Origin of the sequence: Streptomyces monashensis (assembly GCF_001866665.1) — a bacterium.
Taxonomy (GTDB): Bacteria; Actinomycetota; Actinomycetes; order Streptomycetales; family Streptomycetaceae; genus Streptomyces; species Streptomyces monashensis.
The window spans coordinates 1-15,668 of sequence record NZ_MLYO01000014.1; the positions used below are offsets into that span (position 1 = coordinate 1).

Annotated in this window: 15 protein-coding genes; 10 read left to right on the forward strand and 5 right to left on the reverse strand. The window is 73.8% G+C overall.

Annotation, left to right across the window (positions count from 1 at the left end; all coding sequences use genetic code 11):
• Positions 1-238: 238 nt before the first annotated feature.
• The 3 genes from BIV23_RS07265 (at position 239) to mug (ending at position 3,146) form a co-directional block, all read left to right on the forward strand.
• A complete protein-coding gene (locus tag BIV23_RS07265; RefSeq protein WP_071380024.1) occupies positions 239-1,027 on the forward strand; it encodes an SGNH/GDSL hydrolase family protein in 789 nt (262 codons plus the stop codon).
• 131 nt (positions 1,028-1,158) lie between these two features.
• A complete protein-coding gene (purB, locus tag BIV23_RS07270) occupies positions 1,159-2,604 on the forward strand; it encodes an adenylosuccinate lyase (RefSeq protein WP_071379922.1) in 1,446 nt (481 codons plus the stop codon).
• 44 nt (positions 2,605-2,648) lie between these two features.
• Positions 2,649-3,146, forward strand: coding sequence for a G/U mismatch-specific DNA glycosylase (gene mug, locus BIV23_RS07275; protein ID WP_245790417.1), 498 nt, complete (start codon positions 2,649-2,651; stop codon positions 3,144-3,146).
• Between the two features lie 15 nt (positions 3,147-3,161).
• On the opposite strand, the gene BIV23_RS07280 is transcribed toward mug, so the two are convergent.
• Genes BIV23_RS07280 through BIV23_RS07290 form a run of 3 tightly spaced genes read right to left on the reverse strand, consistent with a single transcriptional unit; the run spans position 3,162 to position 5,247 of the window.
• Entirely contained in the window at positions 3,162-3,572 is a 411-nt protein-coding gene (locus BIV23_RS07280) for a hypothetical protein (protein ID WP_071379923.1), read from the reverse strand.
• A gap of 41 nt (positions 3,573-3,613) precedes the next feature.
• Positions 3,614-4,324 carry an ABC transporter permease gene (locus BIV23_RS07285; RefSeq protein ID WP_071379924.1) on the reverse strand — a complete coding sequence of 237 codons (711 nt, stop codon included), beginning with the start codon at positions 4,322-4,324 and terminating at the stop codon, positions 3,614-3,616.
• Positions 4,325-4,326: 2 nt separating this feature from the next.
• The gene (locus tag BIV23_RS07290; protein ID WP_071379925.1) at positions 4,327-5,247 is read right to left on the reverse strand and encodes an ATP-binding cassette domain-containing protein; all 921 of its coding nucleotides are present in this window, start codon (positions 5,245-5,247) and stop codon (positions 4,327-4,329) included.
• A 114-nt stretch (positions 5,248-5,361) separates the two neighbouring features.
• On the opposite strand from BIV23_RS07290, the gene BIV23_RS07295 reads away from it, so the two are divergent.
• The 3 genes from BIV23_RS07295 to BIV23_RS07305 all read left to right on the forward strand — a co-directional run bounded on the left by BIV23_RS07295 (position 5,362) and on the right by BIV23_RS07305 (position 8,486).
• Entirely contained in the window at positions 5,362-6,516 is a 1,155-nt protein-coding gene (locus BIV23_RS07295; protein WP_071380026.1) for a sensor histidine kinase, read from the forward strand.
• A 53-nt stretch (positions 6,517-6,569) separates the two neighbouring features.
• Entirely contained in the window at positions 6,570-7,226 is a 657-nt protein-coding gene (locus BIV23_RS07300; protein ID WP_071379926.1) for a response regulator transcription factor, read from the forward strand.
• Positions 7,227-7,328: 102 nt separating this feature from the next.
• Positions 7,329-8,486, forward strand: coding sequence for an ROK family transcriptional regulator (locus BIV23_RS07305; protein WP_071379927.1), 1,158 nt, complete (start codon positions 7,329-7,331; stop codon positions 8,484-8,486).
• Between the two features lie 57 nt (positions 8,487-8,543).
• Here the strand turns inward: BIV23_RS07305 and BIV23_RS07310 are convergent, their stop codons facing one another.
• Together BIV23_RS07310 and BIV23_RS07315 are read right to left on the reverse strand one after the other, a co-directional pair.
• Positions 8,544-9,305: a GntR family transcriptional regulator gene (locus BIV23_RS07310; protein WP_071379928.1), complete on the reverse strand. Its 762-nt coding sequence runs from the start codon at positions 9,303-9,305 to the stop codon at positions 8,544-8,546.
• A 254-nt stretch (positions 9,306-9,559) separates the two neighbouring features.
• Positions 9,560-10,456, reverse strand: coding sequence for an RNA polymerase sigma-70 factor (locus BIV23_RS07315; RefSeq protein ID WP_281250111.1), 897 nt, complete (start codon positions 10,454-10,456; stop codon positions 9,560-9,562).
• A 217-nt stretch (positions 10,457-10,673) separates the two neighbouring features.
• On the opposite strand from BIV23_RS07315, the gene BIV23_RS07320 reads away from it, so the two are divergent.
• The 4 genes from BIV23_RS07320 to BIV23_RS07335 all read left to right on the forward strand — a co-directional run bounded on the left by BIV23_RS07320 (position 10,674) and on the right by BIV23_RS07335 (position 15,651).
• The gene (locus BIV23_RS07320; protein ID WP_071379929.1) at positions 10,674-11,327 is read left to right on the forward strand and encodes an NADPH-dependent F420 reductase; all 654 of its coding nucleotides are present in this window, start codon (positions 10,674-10,676) and stop codon (positions 11,325-11,327) included.
• Between the two features lie 91 nt (positions 11,328-11,418).
• Complete coding sequence (locus BIV23_RS07325) at positions 11,419-12,249, forward strand: alpha/beta fold hydrolase (RefSeq protein ID WP_071379930.1); 831 nt, start codon at positions 11,419-11,421, stop codon at positions 12,247-12,249.
• 193 nt (positions 12,250-12,442) lie between these two features.
• Positions 12,443-14,026 (forward strand): alkaline phosphatase D family protein, encoded by a 1,584-nt coding sequence (locus BIV23_RS07330; protein WP_071379931.1) that lies wholly within the window; start codon positions 12,443-12,445, stop codon positions 14,024-14,026.
• A gap of 194 nt (positions 14,027-14,220) precedes the next feature.
• On the forward strand, positions 14,221-15,651 hold the full coding sequence (locus BIV23_RS07335) for a GNAT family N-acetyltransferase (protein ID WP_177239764.1): 1,431 nt from the start codon (positions 14,221-14,223) through the stop codon (positions 15,649-15,651).
• Positions 15,652-15,668: the final 17 nt, after the last annotated feature.

Genomic DNA, 15,668 nt, shown 5'->3' on the forward strand with positions numbered 1-15,668 from the left:
ACCGGGTCTGGGGCTGGGGACCGGGTCCGGGGCTGGGACCGGGGCTGGGGCCGGTCTGGGGACCGGGTCCGGGAGCCAACCGCCGGGAGCCTGGGTACGCGCGACCGGAGGGCCGCGTGCGAGGCCGGGCCGCAAGGACGGGCAGCCGCGTCCGACGCCGGGTTCTGGGACCGTGGGGGCGCCGGAGGCCGGGGTGACCGACCGGCAGGTATGGAAGCGGGATACCATCGCTGACGCCATGCAGACGAATCCCGCATCTCCCCCTTACAACAGCCTGGTCGCGGTCGGCGACTCCTTCACCGAGGGCATGTCGGACCTGCTGCCCGACGGTTCCTACCGGGGCTGGGCCGATGTGCTCGCCGGGCGGATGGCTGCCCGCACACCGGGTTTCCGGTACGCCAACCTCGCCGTGCGCGGCAAGCTGATCGGGCAGATCGTCGACGAGCAGGTCGACGTGGCGGCGGCCATGAGCGCCGACGTGATCACGCTGGTCGGCGGCCTCAACGACACCTTGCGGCCCAAGTGCGACATGGGCCGGGTGAAGGGCCTGCTGACCGAGGCGGTGGAGCGTCTGGCGCCGTCCTGCCGGCAGCTGGTGCTGATGCGCAGCCCCGGCCGCCAGGGCCCCGTGCTGGAGCGGTTCCGGCCGCGCATGGAGGAGCTGTTCTCCTGCGTGGACGAGCTGGCCGCGAAGAACGGCGCGATCGTCGTGGACCTGTACGGCGCCGCGTCGCTGGCCGATCCCCGGCTGTGGGACGTGGACCGGCTGCATCTGACGGCAGAGGGGCACCACCGGGTCGCCGAGGCGGTGTGGCAGACGCTCGGGTACGAGCCGGAGGACACCGAGTGGCGGGTGCCGATGCCGGCCACACCGCCGCCGGGCTGGGCGACGCGCCGGGCCGCGGACGCGCGCTTCGCACGGCAGCATCTGCTGCCCTGGATCGGCCGCCGGCTGACCGGCCGCTCCTCGGGGGACGGCCGCCCGGCCAAGCGCCCGGAGCTGCTGCCGTACGAGGGACAGGCCTAGCCACGGGTGATCGACGCGCGGGACGGGAACCTCGCGCACCGTCGGCGACGATCAGTGACCCCCGTCTCGTAGCTTCCGCCGAACGGAGGTGTGGCGCCGACCTGCACAAACCGCCAGTAGAATCTGTACACGTGACTTCTGCTGCGCCCGCCAAGCCCCGCATCCCGAACGTCCTCGCCGGACGCTACGCCTCCGCCGAGCTCGCCACGCTCTGGTCCCCCGAGCAGAAGGTGAAGCTGGAGCGGCAGCTCTGGCTCGCCGTGCTGCGCGCCCAGAAGGACCTCGGCATCGAGGTGCCGGACGCGGCGATCGCCGACTACGAGCGCGTCCTCGACACCGTCGACCTGGCCTCGATCGCCGAGCGCGAGAAGGTCACCCGGCACGACGTGAAGGCGCGGATCGAGGAGTTCAACGACCTCGCCGGGCACGAGCACGTGCACAAGGGCATGACCTCCCGCGACCTCACCGAGAACGTGGAGCAGCTCCAGATCCGGCTCTCGCTGGAGCTGATGCGCGACCGTACGGTGGCCGTGCTGGCGCGCCTCGGCAAGCTGGCCGGCGAGTACGCCGAGCTGGTCATGGCCGGCCGCTCGCACAACGTGGCCGCGCAGGCCACGACGCTCGGCAAGCGTTTCGCGACGGCGGCCGACGAGCTGCTCGTGGCCTACGGCCGGGTCGAGGAGCTGCTCACCCGCTACCCGCTGCGCGGCATCAAGGGCCCGGTCGGCACCGCGCAGGACATGCTGGACCTGCTCGGCGGCGACGCGGCGAAGCTCGCCGAACTGGAGCACCGGATCGCCCACCACCTGGGCTTCTCGCAGGCCTTCACCTCGGTCGGCCAGGTCTACCCGCGCTCGCTGGACTACGAGGTCGTCACCGCGCTGGTGCAGCTGGCGGCGGCGCCGTCCTCGCTGGCGAAGACGATCCGGCTGATGGCGGGCAACGAGCTGGTCACCGAGGGCTTCAAGCCGGGCCAGGTCGGCTCGTCGGCGATGCCGCACAAGATGAACACCCGCTCCTGCGAGCGCGTCAACGGCCTCATGGTCATCCTGCGCGGCTACGCCTCGATGACCGGTGAGCTGGCGGGCGACCAGTGGAACGAGGGCGACGTGTCCTGCTCCGTGGTGCGCCGGGTCGCGCTGCCGGACGCGTTCTTCGCGCTCGACGGTCTGCTGGAGACCTTCCTGACGGTCCTCGACGAGTTCGGTGCCTTCCCGGCGGTCATCGCGCGTGAGCTGGACCGTTACCTGCCGTTCCTCGCCACCACCAAGGTGCTGATGGGCGCCGTGCGGGCCGGGGTCGGCCGCGAGGTCGCGCACGAGGCGATCAAGGAGAACGCCGTCGCCACCGCGCTCGCGATGCGTGAGCAGGGTGCCGAGCGCAACGACCTGCTCGACAAGCTCGCCGCCGACGAGCGCCTGCCGCTCGACCGGGAGCAGCTGGCAGCGCTGATGGCCGACAAGCTGTCCTTCACCGGTGCCGCCGCCGACCAGGTCGGTGTCCTCGTCGGCCGGATCGAGGAGATCGCCAAGCAGCGCCCGGAGGCGGCCGGATACACCCCCGGGGCGATCCTCTGACCCGCTTCAGCCGGGAGGAACTGGAGGCCGCCCGCGACCGTCTCGTGCCGGACGTCGTCGCGGCCGGCCTCCGGGTGCTCTTCTGCGGAATCAACCCGGGGCTGCTGACGGCGGCAACCGGTCATCACTTCGCCCGCCCGGGCAACCGCTTCTGGCCGGTGCTGCACCTGTCCGGCTTCACGCCGAGGCTGCTGGAGCCGGCGGAGCAGCGGGATCTGCTGTCGTACGGGCTGGGCATCACGAACGTGGTGGCGCGGGCGACCGCGCGCGCCGACGAGTTGAGCAACGACGAGTACGTCGAGGGCGGCCGGCTGCTCACCGAGAAGGTGGCACGGCTCGGGCCGAGGTGGCTGGCCGTGGTCGGGGTGACCGCGTACCGGGCGGCCTTCGGGGAGCGCACGGCTCAAGTGGGGCCGCAGGAGCGGACGTTCGGGGAGACCCGGGTGTGGGTGCTGCCCAATCCGAGCGGGCTGAACGCGCACTGGACGGCGCAGACGATGGCGGAGGAGTTCGCCCGGCTCAGGGTGGCCGCAGAGTCGTAGCGGCGAGGTGGGCGGTCACGGCGGCGGGGTCGCCGTGACCGCGGCCAGGAGCCGTATCTCGTCCGTGTCGTCCCGGTCGGCGACGCCGAGGGCGAGCCAGCCGCCGGCCCCCGTCGGCTGCCACACGTCCAGTTCGTCGGTGAGCAGGCTGAGGGTGGCCCAGGGCTCCGGTATCTCCTCGCCCCTGGCCAGGCGCAGCCGCACCGTCTGCTGGCCCGAGGGGTGTTGCCGGCCCCAGCGGTCGTGCAGCCGCTGCGCCAGCGCCTCCCGGTACGCGTGGAAGTCCGCGACGGTCCGCTCCCGCGTCAGGGCGTCGTCCGCGCGTGTCCCATGGCTGGTCGCTAACTCCACCGTCCGGTGGCCGGCTTCCGGGAACTCTCCCGTGCACAGCGACTCGACGGCGGTCAGGCACTTCGCGATGTCCATGTGTTCCAGTAAAGCGGGCGGTACTGACAATTGGCGGGCTGTCAGGCGTCCCGGCGGTGCAGGGTCCACGCGCCCGCGAGCAGCGCGGCCGCCGCCCACAGCGCGGTCACCGCGAGCCCGCTCCAGGGGCCGAGGGCGCCGTCCCAGGTGCTGTGCAGGGCCACCTGGCCGGCCCGGTCGGGGAGATAGTCGGCGACGCCGCCCGACAGGTCTCCGACGACGAAGGACACGATCAGCACGAACGGGATCAGGACGGACAGGGTCGCGACGCCGCTGCGCAGCACGGCCGCGAGTCCGGCGGCGAACAGGGCCATCAGGGTCAGCTGGAGGCCGCAGCCGACGGCGCCGCGCAGGCCCGCCGTCCACGTCGGCCCGTCGGCGCCGAGGACCGCCTTGCCGACGAGCAGCGTGACCAGTCCGGTGAGGAGGCCGACGGCCAGCGCGGGCAGGGCGATCGCCGTGGCCTTGGCGGCGAACCACCGCCGCCGGTCCGGCACCGCCGACAGTGTCAGCCGCAGCGCGCCACCGCGGAACTCCGCCGCGACCGCCGTCGTACCGAAGGCGATCGCGGCGATCTGGCCGAGGCTCACGCCGGAGAACACCGCGTACAGCGGGTCCGGGTCGGCGCCTGCCGCGGCCGCGACGGCGGAGAACGCGGTGGTGGCGAGGAGGATCCCGGCCAGGCCGCCGAGCAGCGAGGGCAGGGTGCGGATCTTGATCCACTCGGCGTGCAGTACAGGTGCGAGCGGCATGGTCAGGCCTCCTGGGGCTGTGCGGTGAACTCGGCCTCGGCCGCGGTCAGATCCAGATAGGCCTCCTCCAAGGTGGCCTCCCGCGCGGCGAGTTCCAGGACGGGGACGCCCGCCTCGGCCATGATCCGGCCGAGGTCGTCCACGCGCGCGTGCCGCACGGTCCGGGCTCCGTCCGCGTCCCGGGAGGCGTCGAGGCCGTGCCGGGCGAGCAGGTCGTCGAGCGCGGCGGGGTCGGTGGTGCGGATCCGGACGTGCGGCCGTACGCGCGCGTGGATGAAGTCCTGGACGGGTGTGTCGGCCAGCAGCCGGCCCCGGCCGAGGATCACGAGGTGGTCGGCGAAGGCGGCGGTCTCGCCCATCAGATGGCTGGAGACCAGGACCGTACGGCCCTGTGCGGCGAGGCGGCGCAGCAGCGTGCGGATCCAGACGATGCCCTCGGGGTCGAGGCCGTTGGCCGGCTCGTCGAGCAGGACCACGTCGGGATCGCCCAGGAGGGCGGCGGCGATGCCGAGGCGCTGGCGCATGCCGAGGGAGTACGTCCGCACCCGGCGCCGCGCCACCGAGGCCAGCCCGGTCTCCTCCAGGACGATGTCGACCCGGCGGTCCGGGATCCGGTTGCTCGCGGCGAGGGCGCGCAGGTGGTCGCGGGCGGTGCGGGAGCCGTGCGCGGCGCGCGCGTCGAGCAACGCGCCGACCGTGCGCAGGGGTTCGCCGAGCCCGGCGTAGACCCGGCCGCCGATCGTGGCCGTGCCGGAGGTGGGCCGGTCGAGGCCGAGGACGAGGCGCATGGTGGTGGACTTGCCGGCGCCGTTGGGGCCGAGGAATCCGGTGACGCGGCCGGGGCGCACGCGGAAGGTGAGTCCGTCCACGGCCCGTCGTCCGCCGTACTCCTTGGTGAGGTCGTGTACGTCGATGCTGGTCATGCCACCAGCCTTGCCGCTCGGGCGGGTCGGGGCCTCCCCCGTGGGCGGAGGGCTTCTCCCCCGTGCGGGGGAGGTCCGTTGTCAGTGCCGACTGCGACGATGGGCGTCGTGGTCATGCCCCGCTTCCTGCGCCCGCTGCTGCGCGGGACGACGTACGCGCGCCTGCTGCACCTGTGGGTGCCGATGCTGGTCGTCAGCATCTGGCTCTTCATCGACATGTCGACTCCCTGGGTGCCGGCGCTGCTGCTCGTCCCGGCCGGCCTGCTGCCCGCGGTGCGCACGGGCGAGGGCGTGCAGGCGCGCCTGCTGCTCACGCCGGGCGAGGCGGAGCCGGGCATCTCCGAGGCGCCGTCGGCGACCTGGCGGGACCGGCTGCGCACGGTGCTGTGGCTGGAGCTGCGGATGCTGCTCGGCGCGGTGGCCATGTTCGCCACGGTGCGGTTGCTCGTCATCGGCTTCGAACTGGCCCGGTGCGCCTGGGGATCGGCGCCGTCGGGGGTGCCGCTGCTGGACCGGCTGCCGCCGCACCGCGCGTGGGCCCTGCTCACACCGCTGCCGCTGCTCGCCCTGTACGGCGTGGTGGTGGGTCTCGGCGAGCTGGTCACGGCCTGCGCGCGCCGGCTGCTGGGCCCGTCGGCGGCGGAGCGGCTGGCCGCGCTGGAGGAGCGCACCGAGCAGCTGCTGGAACGCACGCGCATCGCGCGCGAGTTGCACGACTCGATCGGGCACGCCCTGACGGTGGCGGTGGTGCAGGCCGGTGCGGCGCGAGCGGCGGGCGATCCGCGGTTCACCGAGCGCGCGCTGGACGCCATCGAGGAGACCGGCCGGGCGGCCCTGGAGGACCTGGAGCGGGTGCTGGGCGTCCTGCGGGAGGCCGGGCGGCCGGTCAGCGCCCGGCCCACGCTCGCCGACGCGGACCGGCTGCTGGAGTCGGCGCGGGCCTCGGGCGCGAAGGTCGACGCCGAGGTGACCGGTCCGGTCGCGGCCCTGCCCGGGCCGGTGTCCCGGGAGGGCTACCGCATCCTCCAGGAGGCGCTCACCAACGTGCTGCGGCACGCCGGGTCCGTGCCGGTGCGGGTCCACATCGCGGTCACGGACGGTCGGCTCGCCCTGGAGGTCCGCAATCCGCTGCCGGCCCCGGTGCCCGGCCCCGGCCGGGGTAGCGGCCTGCGCGGCATACGCGAGCGGGCCGCCCTGCTCGGCGGCAGCGCCCGCACGGGTCCGCACGAGGGCGACTGGCAGGTGCGGGCGGAACTGCCGCTCGGCTGATCCGGGCCGGCCGGCCCGCTCATCGCTGCGCTCAACTGATCTAGTCTGGCCGGATGCCGGTCACCGTACTCCTCGTCGACGACGAGCCCCTGGTCCGCGCGGGTCTGCGGGCCGTGCTGGAGGCGCAGCCCGACATCGAGGTGGTGGGCGAGGCGGCCGACGGCGCCGCGGTCATCCCGCTGGTGCGGCAGCTGCGGCCCGACGTGGTCGCGATGGACGTCCGCATGCCCCTGCTGGACGGCATCGAGGCCACGCGCGCGGTGCTGCGCACGGTGGCCGAGCCGCCGAAGATCCTCGTCGTGACCACCTTCGAGGACGACGCGTACGTCTACGAGGCGCTGCGCGCGGGCGCCGACGGGTTTCTGCTGAAGCGGGCCCGGCCGGCCGAGATCGTGCACGCGGTACGGCTGGTCGCGGAGGGCGAGTCGCTGCTCTTCCCGGCCTCCGTACGGCGCCTGGCCGCCCGGTACGGCGACGGCGGGCGCCCGGCGCGTGCCGTGCTGGAGCGGGCCCGGCTGACGGAGCGCGAGGAGGAGGTGCTGCGGCTGATGGCGCGCGGGCTGTCGAACGCGGAGATCGCCGCCCGGCTGGTGGTGGGCACGGAGACGGTGAAGTCGCATGTGAGCGCCGTTCTGGCGAAGCTCGGCGCGCGCGACCGCACCCAGGCGGTGATCGCGGCCTACGAGTCGGGGTTCGTGGCACCGGGCTGAGCCGCACGGGCGGCCACCGGATGCGGAACGCGGCACTCGCCGCGGGCGCGTCCGGCCGAGTACGATCCGCCCCAACACCCCCGCGAGCTGGAAGGACGGACGGTGACGCAGCTGACCGGCGGCGATCCCTCGCTGCTGCGAAGGATCAATTCCGCGGTGGTGCTGCACGCGCTGCGCGGCACGGACTGCGCGACGCTCACGGAGATCACCCGCTTCACCGGACTGTCCCGGCCGACCGTCGAGGGGGTCGTCGAAGGGCTCATCGAGGCCGGGCTGGTCGTGGAGACGGCCGCCGACGAGGGCGGCGCACGCCGTCAGGGCCGGCCCGCGCGCCGGTTCCGCTTCCGGGCCGAGGCGGGGCATCTGCTGGGCCTGGAGATCGGGCCGCACCGGGTCGCCGCGCTGCTGTCCGACCTGGACGGGCGGGTGCTGGGCGCGCAGGCCAGGGAGGTCGACGAGACGGCCTCGGCGGACGAGCGCCTGGACCGGCTGCGCGGCGTGGTCGCCGAACTGCTGCGCCGGGCCGGGGTCGCGCGCGGCTCGCTGCGGGCGGTCGGCGTGGGCACACCGGGAATCGTGGAGACCGACGGCACGGTACGGCTGGGCACGGCGCTGCCGCAGTGGACCGGGCTGCACCTGGGCGAGCGGCTGGGCCGGTCCTTCACGTGCCCGGTGCTGGTAGAGAACGACGCCAACGCGGCGGCCGTCGCCGAGCACTGGAAGGGAGTGGCGACCGACTCCGACGACCTGGTGTTCGTGCTGGCGGGGCTGAGCCCGGGCGCGGGTTCACTGATCGGCGGGCGGCTGCACCGGGGGTACGGCGGGGCGGCCGGGGAGATCGGGGCACTGCACCTGCTGGGCCGGGAGGAGATGCCGGAGACGCTGCTGTCCACCACCGACGAGCCGCTGCATCCGCTGGACGAGCAGGCGGTCGCCGAGGTGTTCGCGCTGGCGCGCGAGGGCGACCAGCGGGCGGGGGCGGCCGTCGACCGGTTCATCCAGCGGCTCGTGCACGATGTCGCCGCGCTGGTGCTCGCGCTCGATCCCGAGCTGGTCGTGATCGGCGGCTGGGCGGCCGGTCTGGACGGCGTCCTGGAGCCGCTGCGCCGCGAACTGGCGCGGTACTGCCTGCGGCCGCCTCAGGTGGTGTTGTCGTCGTTGGGTGAGGCCGCCGTGTCCACCGGGGCACTGCGGTTGGCCTTGGACCATGTCGAGGCACAACTGTTCGCCGTCGACGGTTCGGTGACGGGCCGTCGGTGAGCGCCGCGCCGTGACGGCGCGGCGCGTCGCACGACTGCCGCACCGTCACGGAAGGACTCAGGACGCCTGGCGTTCCGGGTCGTGGTGTATCTCCACGCCCGTCGAGTCGCCGAAGGTCAGCCGGCAGGTGTCGGCCCGGTAGGTCGCGACGGACAGGACGGCCGTACGGCCCTCGGCCGCGAAGCGGGTCGTGACGACCAGGACGGGTGAGCCGGGGAGACGGTCGAGGTCCTTGGCGTCGTCCGCACGGGCCGAGCCCAGTTCGACGGAGCGGTCCTGGCTCTCCTGGGACAGGTGCTGGAGCTCGCGCAGCACCGCACGCGCGCGTGCCGGGCCGGACGGGGCGTCGATCGCGGTGAGGCCGGGCACCGAGGCCGCCGGGATGTAGAGCAGCTCGGTGGCGACGCGCTGGCCGTGGGACATCCGGGACCGGCGCACGACGTGCACGGGCTCGTCGGCGCCGCTGTCCAGGGCCGCGGCGACGACGGCGGGCGGGATCGTCTGCTCGCAGTCGACGGGCTGCCAGGCGTCGCCGGCGGCGCCCGGCCAGGCGTGCTGCTCGGTGCCGACGGCCACGCCGACCCGCGGCGGCGCCACGGTCGTGCCGACACCGCGGCGGCGCTGGAGGCGACCCTCCAGCTCCAGCTGTTCGAGCGCCTGGCGGAGCGTGGCGCGGGCCACGCCGAAGCGGGCGGCGAGGTCGCGCTCGTTGGGCAGGATCTCGCCGACCGAGAACTCGGAGTCCAGTGCCTCGCTCAGCACCGTCTTGAGATGCCAGTACTTCGGTTCCGGCACCGATTCCAGCTGCGTGGTCCCCACCCTGTCCTCCGCGAGAGCCGTGGTCCGGCGGTTTTTAGCGCCCTTGTTTATTAAAGGTTGTTGCACTTGTCTGCGACCATAGGGCGGCCGTCACCCTTGGTCAAGACCAATCCTCGATCCCTTGGGGAACCCACGGGCGCGCCGCCGCGCAGCGTTCACGAGGCGTTCGCACGCGCGCGTGGGTGTGACATCGCGGCAAAGCCCCCTGGAATCTGCCTAGGGCGGGGGCTTCGCGAGGCGGGAGGGTGCCCGGGTCAGACGGTGGCGAGGTGCCGCAGTTTGTCGGGGTTACGGACGATGTAGACCGTCGTGACACGGCCGTCCGTGATCTCCAGCTGGAAGAGGCTGTCGGGCCGGTCGCCGTCCAGGACCAGGACGGCCGGGCCGCCGTTGGCCTCCACGAAGCGGTACGACATGGTCTCCCAGGTGCCCGGTACGACGGCGGCCAGGAAGCGGCCGACCTTGTCGGCGGTCTGCACGATCCGCGAGGGCGCCTTGGCCTTGCCGCCGCTGTCGCCGACCAGACGGACGTCGGGCGCGAGCAGGGACATGAGCGCGTCCAGGTCGCCGTCGGACGCGGCGTCGAGGAAGCGCTCGGTCACCGCGCGGCGCTGGACCGGGTCCACCTCGTAGCGCGGCCGACGTTCGTCGACGTGCCGTCGGGCCCGCCCGGCGAGCTGCCGTACCGCCGCCTCGCCGCGGTCGAGCAGCGCGGCGATCTCGGCGAACGGGTAGCCGAACGCCTCCCGGAGCACGAAGACGGCCCGCTCCAGCGGGGACAGCGACTCCAGGACGACCAGTACGGCGAAGGAGACGCTGTCGGCGAGCAGCACGCGGTCCGCCGCGTCCGGGGCCGTGTCGCCGAACTCACCGACGTACGGCTCCGGCAGCCATGGTCCGACGTACGACTCGCCGCGCGCCTGGACCTGGCGCAGCCGGTCGATGGCCAGGCGGGTGGTGATGCGCACGAGATAGGCGCCGGGTTCACGGACCTCCGCGCGGTCGGCGCGGGACCAGCGCAGCCAGGCGTCCTGGACCACGTCCTCGGCGTCGGCCACGCGGCCGAGCATGCGGTAGGCGACCCCCATGAGCAGGGGCCGGTGGTCTTCGAAGACATCGGTGAAGGCATCGGTCTCGGTGTCGGAGCTCACCCGTGCATCCCATCCGACCCGCGCCGGGTGTGTCCAGTTCGCTCGCCTCCTCCCTCGCCCCCGTCCGTCGTCGCCGCGCTCCCCGCTTTCCGCGCTTTCCGCGTGCTTCGTCCGCGCCCTGACACGGACCGGGCGGAATCGGCCCGTCCGCACAAGATCCGGATCACAATGTCCGCGGACCGCCGGAGGTCGGCGGCAGGTGACCGGGAGGTGGCCGATGCGGTACGGGGTACTGGGCACGGGCGAGGTGGGCCGCACGCTGGCCGGCAAGCTGGTGGAGCTGGGGCACGAGGTGACCCTCGGGTCGCGCGCCAAGGACAATCCGGTGGCGCTGGAGTGGGCCGCGGGCAAGGGGGACCGGGCCCGCGCGGGCACGTTCGCGGAGGCGGCCGCGGCGGCCGAGGTGGTAGTCAACGCCGTGGGCGGCCCGGTGGCGCTCGACGCGCTGAGCGCGGCCGGCGCGGAGCATCTCGACGGCAAGGTGCTGGTGGACGTCTGCAACCCGCTGGCGTTCGTGGACGGCGAGGCGCGGCTGGACCCGGTGGAGTCGGACAGCGTGGCCGAGCGGATCCAGCGGGCCTTCCCGCACGCGCGCGTGGTGAAGACGCTGAACACGGTCAACGTCCAGGTGATGGTGGACCCGGACCGGGTGCCGGGTGCGCACAACCTCTTCGTGAGCGGTGACGACGCCGCTGCCAAGGAACAGGTGACGGCGCTGCTCGGGGAGCTGGGCTGGCCGGCGGAGCGCGTGGTGGACCTGGGCGGGCTCCGCACGGCGCGGGCGACCGAGATGTATCTGCTGCTGTGGTTCACCATGTACCGCAACTCCGGGAGCGCGGACTTCAACATCGAGGTGCGCAGGGCGGGCTGACCGACAGTGGCCCTTCCGGGGGCTACCGACGGGTAGCAGTTGCTGACAAACTGTCTATGACGTTCGTCAGCAGCCAGACGAGGAGCACCCCATGCCCGCCACCGTCTCCTTCCCGGTCCCCGGTCCGCACGGCCCGAAGGACGTGACCGTGTCCTTCGCGCGCGTGGGCCGCGGCGAGCCGCTGGTCCTGCTGCACGGCATCGGCCATCACCGGCAGGCCTGGGACCCGGTGGTGGACATCCTCGCCACCGAGCGCGAGGTGATCGCCGTCGACCTGCCGGGCTTCGGTGCCTCGCCGGGCCTGCCGGACGGCCTCGACTACACCCTGCCCGACACCAACGCCGTACTCGGCGCCCTGTTCGAGACCCTGGAGCTGGACCGCCCGCACGTGGCGGGCAACTCGCTCGGCGGCCTGCTCGCCCTGGAGCTGGGCCGGGAGAAGCTCGTACGGTCCGTCACCGCCCTGTCCCCCGCCGGGTTCTGGACCGAGGCCGAGCGCCGGTACGCCTTCACGACGCTGCTCGCGATGCGGGCGGTCGCCCGGCGGATGCCGCTGCCCCTGGTGGAGCGGCTGTCGCGGACGGCGGCCGGACGTACGGCGCTCACGAGCACGATCTACGCCCGTCCCGCGCGCCGCGCGCCCGAGGCCGTGGTGGCCGAGACACTGGCGATCGTGGAGGCCACGGGCTTCGACGCGACACTGCGGGCGGGCAAGGCGGTGCGGTTCACCGACGAACTGGCGGGCCTGCCGGTCACGGTGGGCTGGGGCACCCGGGACCGCATCCTCGTGCGCCGGCAGGGCGTGCGCGCCAAGCACATGATCCCGCACGCGCGCCTGGTGCGACTGCCGGGCTGCGGCCATGTCCCGATGAACGACGACCCGGCGCTCGTCGCACGCGTCGTCCTGGACGGCAGCCGCTGACCGGAACCGTGGTGCCGGCGCGCACGAACCCGCCGCCCCCGGCGGGTTGTTGCGCTGACCGGAACCGTGGTGCCGGCGCGCACGAACCCGCCGCCCCCGGCGGGTTGTTCACCTCGGGTTCGCGTGCGCGCCGCGACGGCCCCGTAGGTGTGGCTGTGCACACTGGCCGGATCCCGCCCCTGGAGGCACAGCCATGTCCCACCGTCCCTTTCCCAGCCGCCGCAGCGTGCTGCGCGGCTCGCTCGCCGCGTCGGCGGCCCTGACCCTGCCCGTCGGCCTCGGCGCGGCCCCGGCGTTCGCCCGCTCCGGCCGCCCTCAGGCGCGCTGGGGCGTGCAGGCGGGCGACGTGAGTGCGAACACCGGCCTGGTGTGGGTGCGTTCGGACCGGCCGGCCCGGATGATCGTGGAGACGGCGGCCACCGAGTCGTTCCGCAACCCGCACCGCTGGCGGGGCCCGCTGCTGGGCTCCGGCACCGACTTCACCGGGACCACCCGGCTGCACGGCCTGCCCGCGGGCGAGCAGATCCACTACCGCGTGCTGCTCGCCGACCCCGACGACCCGCGCCGTACCGGCGAGCCGGTGACCGGGACCTTCCGCACGGCGCCCGCCGGGCGGCGCCACGGCGTGAGGTTCGTCTGGTCGGGCGACCTCGCCGGACAGGGCTGGGGCATCAACGAGTCCATCGGCGGTTACCGCATCTTCGACGCCATGGCGAGGACGGACCCGGACTTCTTCCTGTGCAGCGGCGACAACATCTACGCCGACGGCCCGATCGCGGCGAGCGCGCCCCTGCCCGACGGCAGCGTCTACCGCAGCCTCACCACCGAGGAGAAGTCGCACGTCGCGACCACCCTGGCCGACTACCGGGGCAACTTCCGCTACAACCTGCTGGACAACGCGCTGCGCCGGTTCAACGCCCAGGTGCCGAACATCATCCAGTGGGACGACCACGAGGTGCGCAACAACTGGTACCCGGGCGAGGTCATCGGCACCGGCACCCCCTACCCGGCCGGCACGCGGCTCGACGACCTGGCGCGGCGCGCACGGCAGGCGTTCTCCGAGTACTTCCCGGTCTCCACGATCAGCGGCCGCCCCGACGGCCGGATCTACCGCGTCGTGCACCACGGCCCGCTGCTGGACGTGTTCGTGCTCGACATGCGCACCTACCGCAACGCCAACTCACCCGACGACCAGACCACGGACCCGGTGGGCATCCTCGGCCGCGAGCAGCTGGAGTGGCTCAAGCGGGAGCTGGCGAAGTCCCGCGCGGTGTGGAAGGTGATCGCCAACGACATGCCGCTCGGGCTGGTCGTGCCGGACCCGGTCGAGGGCAAGCCGAACTTCGAGGCGGTCGCGCAGGGCGATCCGGGCGCGCCGCTGGGCCGCGAGCTGCAGATCGCCGAGCTGCTGCGGTTCGTCAAGCACCGGCGGATCACCGGCACGGTGTGGCTGACGGCCGACGTCCACCACACCTCCGCCCAGCACTACGACCCCTCGCGGGCCGCGTTCAAGGACTTCGAGCCGTTCTGGGAGTTCGTCTCCGGCCCGCTCAACGCCGGCGCGTTCCCGGCCAACGACCTCGACGGCACGTTCGGCCCGGACCGGGTGTTCGTCAAGGCGCCGCCGACCGCGAACGTGTCCCCGGCCGAGGGCTACCAGTTCTTCGGCCAGGTGGACATCGACGGCGACAGCGGCGAACTGACGGTCCGGCTGCGGGAGTACGACGGTACCGTGCTGTTCACGCGGACGCTCCGGCCGGGCCGCGTCGGCCAGTAGGCGGCGGGTACGCTTCCTCTCACACCGTGCCGCGCTACGGCGTCATCCTCCGGAGCGCGGCAGGGTCCCGCCGCGCCCGGGTCCGGTCGGCGACCCGGGATCGTAGAAATCTGGACAAATGTCACGGAGCATGCTTTACCCATCGGTCACAAAGCGTTCGTGATCACGCAACACCTTTCCTTCACAGTGGGTGCATGACTCCAGAGATGTCCGATGTGACCCGCACGAAGCACGGACGCCCCGTGCACCACTGGCGCCGCGACGTCGTCGAACTCGCCGCGCTCTTCACCGCCGTCGCGGTCGCCGACGGAGTGGCGAACCTGATCGGCCACGGCCCCGACGGTCCCGCCCTGCTGGTGGTCTCGGCGGTGCTGCTCGCCGCGACGGCCGGCTTCCACACCTGGTGGGCACGGCGCCACGGCCACGCACCGCCGGCCGACGATACCGGTACCCGGCCCGCGTCCGAGGCGCGGTCGGCCGGGCCCGCCGAGCAGCCCGGCACGGCGGCGGACGAGCCGGCCGGCGCCGCCGCGCTGTGGCGGATGCGGACGACCGTGCGGGACGAGCCGGGCTCGCTGGCGGCCCTGTGCGCGGCGCTCGCCGGGCAGCGCGTCGACATCCTCAGTCTCCAGACGCATCCGCTGGCCGACGGCACCGTGGACGAGTTCCTGCTGCGGGCGCCGGGCGGTCTGGAGGCGGCCGCGATCACCCGGGCCGTCGCGCTGGCCGGGGGCGTGTCCACCTGGATCGAGCGGGCGGACGCCCACGACCTCGTCGACGCACCCACCCGGGTACTCGGGCTCGCCGCGCGCACCGCGCTGGACGCCGCCGAACTGCCGCTCGCGCTGCGGCAGTTGCTGGGCCGCTGCACCATCCGTTCACTGCCCGGCAAGCCGGTCGGCGGGGGCCGCGGGCCGCGGCCGGTGCCGGTCGAGGGCGTGCTGGAGGACACCGTGATGCGGCTGCGCGCGCCCGAGGGCGGGGTGCTCACGGTGGAGCGGCCGTATCTGCCGTTCACGCCGACCGAGTTCGCGCGGGCCCGGGCGCTGGTGGAGCTGGACAACCGGCTGGGCCCCCGCGTCCCGCGCGGCGAGGACGTGCTGACGCTGCCCGCGGGCCACGACATCACCGTCCGCCGCGCCGACACCGGTGACCTGGAGGCGGCCAGGGCGATGCACGAGCGGTGCTCGCCGCGCACCCTCGGCCTGCGCTACCACGGCCCGGTCGGCGACGCCGACCGCTATCTGAACCACCTGCTCAGCCCGCGCTTCGGGCGCACCCTGGCCGCGCAGACCGCCTCCGGCCGCATCGTCGGCCTCGGCCATCTGCTGTGGGACGGCGACGAGACCGAGGTCGCGCTGCTGATCGAGGACGACTGGCAGCAGCGCGGCATCGGCGCCGAACTGCTCCGCCGGCTGGTGGCCATGGCCGAGGAGGCCCGCTGCGCGAGCGTGTACGCCGTGACGCAGGCCTCCAACACCGGCATGGTCGCGGCGATGCGCGGCCTCGGCCTCCCCCTGGACTACCAGATCGAGGAGGGCACCCTGGTGATCACCGCCCGGCTGGACGCGACCCGCTCGGTCTCCTCCCACGACGCCGGTACCGCGCGCACCCGGCTCACCTGAGTCCGCCGCGCCGGCGC

Coding starts and splice junctions, on each gene's coding strand:
- BIV23_RS07280 (WP_071379923.1), bottom strand. CDS start 3,572: ATGGACATCGCGAAGTGCCTGACCGCCGTCGAGTCGCTGTGCACGGGA.
- BIV23_RS07285 (WP_071379924.1), bottom strand. CDS start 4,324: ATGCCGCTCGCACCTGTACTGCACGCCGAGTGGATCAAGATCCGCACC.
- BIV23_RS07295 (WP_071380026.1), top strand. CDS start 5,362: ATGCCCCGCTTCCTGCGCCCGCTGCTGCGCGGGACGACGTACGCGCGC.
- BIV23_RS07320 (WP_071379929.1), top strand. CDS start 10,674: ATGCGGTACGGGGTACTGGGCACGGGCGAGGTGGGCCGCACGCTGGCC.
- BIV23_RS07330 (WP_071379931.1), top strand. CDS start 12,443: ATGTCCCACCGTCCCTTTCCCAGCCGCCGCAGCGTGCTGCGCGGCTCG.
- BIV23_RS07290 (WP_071379925.1), bottom strand. CDS start 5,247: ATGACCAGCATCGACGTACACGACCTCACCAAGGAGTACGGCGGACGA.
- BIV23_RS07300 (WP_071379926.1), top strand. CDS start 6,570: ATGCCGGTCACCGTACTCCTCGTCGACGACGAGCCCCTGGTCCGCGCG.
- BIV23_RS07265 (WP_071380024.1), top strand. CDS start 239: ATGCAGACGAATCCCGCATCTCCCCCTTACAACAGCCTGGTCGCGGTC.
- BIV23_RS07325 (WP_071379930.1), top strand. CDS start 11,419: ATGCCCGCCACCGTCTCCTTCCCGGTCCCCGGTCCGCACGGCCCGAAG.
- BIV23_RS07335 (WP_177239764.1), top strand. CDS start 14,221: ATGACTCCAGAGATGTCCGATGTGACCCGCACGAAGCACGGACGCCCC.